General features: G+C 62.3%; 2 protein-coding genes. One reads left to right on the top strand and one right to left on the bottom strand.

Going from position 1 to position 2,412, the window contains the following annotated elements; translation table 11 throughout:
• The coding region (locus WCJ41_RS21545) for a DUF1647 domain-containing protein (protein WP_336907891.1) at positions 1–619 on the bottom strand (619 nt) is incomplete at its 3' end.
• A gap of 230 nt (positions 620–849) precedes the next feature.
• Between WCJ41_RS21545 and WCJ41_RS21550 the strand changes: the two genes are divergently transcribed.
• Positions 850–2,412, top strand: a 1,563-nt coding sequence (locus WCJ41_RS21550; RefSeq protein WP_336907892.1) for an ATP-binding cassette domain-containing protein, incomplete at its 3' end; no start/stop codon positions are given.

Consider the following 2,412-nt stretch of genomic DNA (forward strand, 5'->3'; position numbering starts at 1 on the left):
GCAGCGCCTGGTCGTGCTTGTGGAAGGCGGCGTAGCCCTCGGGAACGATGTGATCGGCAATCAGGGCATGGCCAGCCCAGTACGCGACGAGGTGACGCCCCAGGGGGGTGGCAAGGTCAAAGCCCACCGCACCCGCGGCGTATTCCCGGACGTGGCGCACCTCGAGAGGCACCTCCAGACTCTCCAGGACGCGCGGGTCGCACTTCTGGGCCAGCGGCATCTGGCTGCGCAGGCCCCAGAACCCCTGTCTCTCCACAGCCTGCAGCGCCTCGTCGATCGGAGCCTTGAGGATGGTGCCGCTGTCCAACCAGAATACCAGCCCCACGTGGTCCTTCGCGGCCTCGCGGATGATGAGGGGTTTCCAGGCGTAACTGCCGCTTTCGACTGCTACATGGGCGGGATAATCCGCGAAGGGGAAGGGCCTCAGCGTCACCCAGGGGAAGCGGGCCTCGATCCGGCGCCGGTCTGCGTCGGAAAGTCCCAGGTCGTAAACCACCCAGCGGGCACGCCTGTCCTCTCCCTGGCGCTCGGCCGAGAGCAGCAACTGCATGAGGGTGCGGGCAAATCGATGATCGGCGGCTGACAGGATCAGCGGCTGCCTCGCTCGGTCTGTCGTCATGCCGGGACTTCAGTGGCAGGCGGGGTGATCACTCAAATAAACTGCCTATTGTGGGCGTGCGCGAGTGTGTCTATCAAGTGCCGCGAAATTCGGCAAGGTTGCGTTGCCGGTAAACAAGTCCCGAAACAGGTAGATCTGGCGTCATTTCCGTGAATCTGTCCTTCAATCAATTAGCCCTTATGCTGAAGTTCCTGTGGTCGAATGCGCCTCAGCGGCTGAAGTATCTTGTGATGTTCCTAGCCTTGGTCGCCGGCCTATCGCGCGACTGGGTGATGATGGTCGTCAACAAGGCGGCCGCGTCTCCGGTCAATGTCACAATTTCCTACTGGCTGCCCCTCTTCATTCTGACTTTCGTAATCGTCGTTGCTGCCTCCTTCTTGTATCAGATCCTCGTCACCGTCGTGACGACGCAGGTCGTCAACAACGTACGCCTGAAACTGATCGGGGGCTTGCTCAAGACGCAGCCGAGCTTCGTCGATCGCCGCGAGCATGGCGCGATCTATCACATCCTCACCACCGACGTCAGTGCCGTCGCGGGTTTTACAAGCACCGTTCTCAACCTGCTTCCCGCGGTCATCTTCCTGTGCATCGCCATTCCGCAGGTGTTCTACTACTCTTGGATCGCGGGCTTGTTCGCTGTTCTTGTTATGATAGGGGGATCGCTATCCTATCACCTGCAGCAGAAGAAGATGGCGCAACTCAACGACGACGCGCGCGCTTTGGAAGTTGCCTATTTCGAGCGCGTGTCGGAGATGCTGCGCGGCTTCCGCGAGTTGCGGCTCCACCAGTGGCGCAGACAGAGTTTCCGGGGCGACCTCGGACGCGTGCTGGAGCGACTGCGGCAACTGCTGATCAGGGTGAACGTCATCTATGAGACGGGCGAGTCGGCGGTGAACGGCCTCAAGTTTCTGCTTCTCGCCGGCATCGTCTTCCTCGTACCTTATCTGGTGAAGACCGAGTCGGTCGTGACGTTCCAGCTCCTGACCCTCGTGCTATTCTCGCTCACGCCCTTCGAGCAGATCGTGTCGAGCTACCCTTCGGTAATCGGAACGCTCGTCTCCTATTTCCGCATCGATGACCTGGCGCGCGAACTCGATGCCATCGAACGGACAGTGGACAAGCCGTCAACCTACAATGTGGTCGACAGGGCGCCGCCATTCCGCACGATCACGCTCAGCGACATCGAGACGCGCTATGCTTCGCGCGAGACCAGCAGCTTCGCGCTGGGGCCGCTCGACTTCGGACTCAAGGCCGGGGAGGTGCTGTTCCTCGTCGGCAGCAACGGCTCCGGCAAGACCACCTTCATGAACGTGCTGTGCGGCCTGCTGGAACCCACGGCGGGCGAGATTGCGATCGACGGCCGTGTGCTGGCGCCCGAGGACATGGACGGCTACCGCGCCCAGTTCTCGGCGATCTTCACGCAGTTCCACGTGTTCCGGCAGCTCTACGGCCTCGAGCACGTGACGCCCGAGGCGGCGGACGAGATGATCGAGAGGGTGGGCCTCACCGGCATCACGCAGATCCGGAGCGAGGGCATCAGCCGGCTCGACCTGTCGGCCGGCCAGCGCCGCCGCCTGGCGCTGGCGATTGCGCTACTCGAGGATCGCAACGTGCTGGTGCTCGACGAGTTCGTGGCCGACCAGGACCCGGAGAAGCGCGAGTACTTCTTCCGTACGCTGGTTCCGTGGCTCAAAGCGCAGGGCAAGACCGTGGTGGTTTCCACGCACGACCTCGCCTGGCTCGAGTGCTGCGACCGGGTCATCACCTTCGAGAACGGCAAGATGAGCGAGCAG

It is taken from the genome of Aestuariivirga sp., from assembly GCF_037139295.1.
In the GTDB taxonomy this organism is placed as follows: Bacteria; Pseudomonadota; Alphaproteobacteria; order Rhizobiales; family Aestuariivirgaceae; genus Aestuariivirga.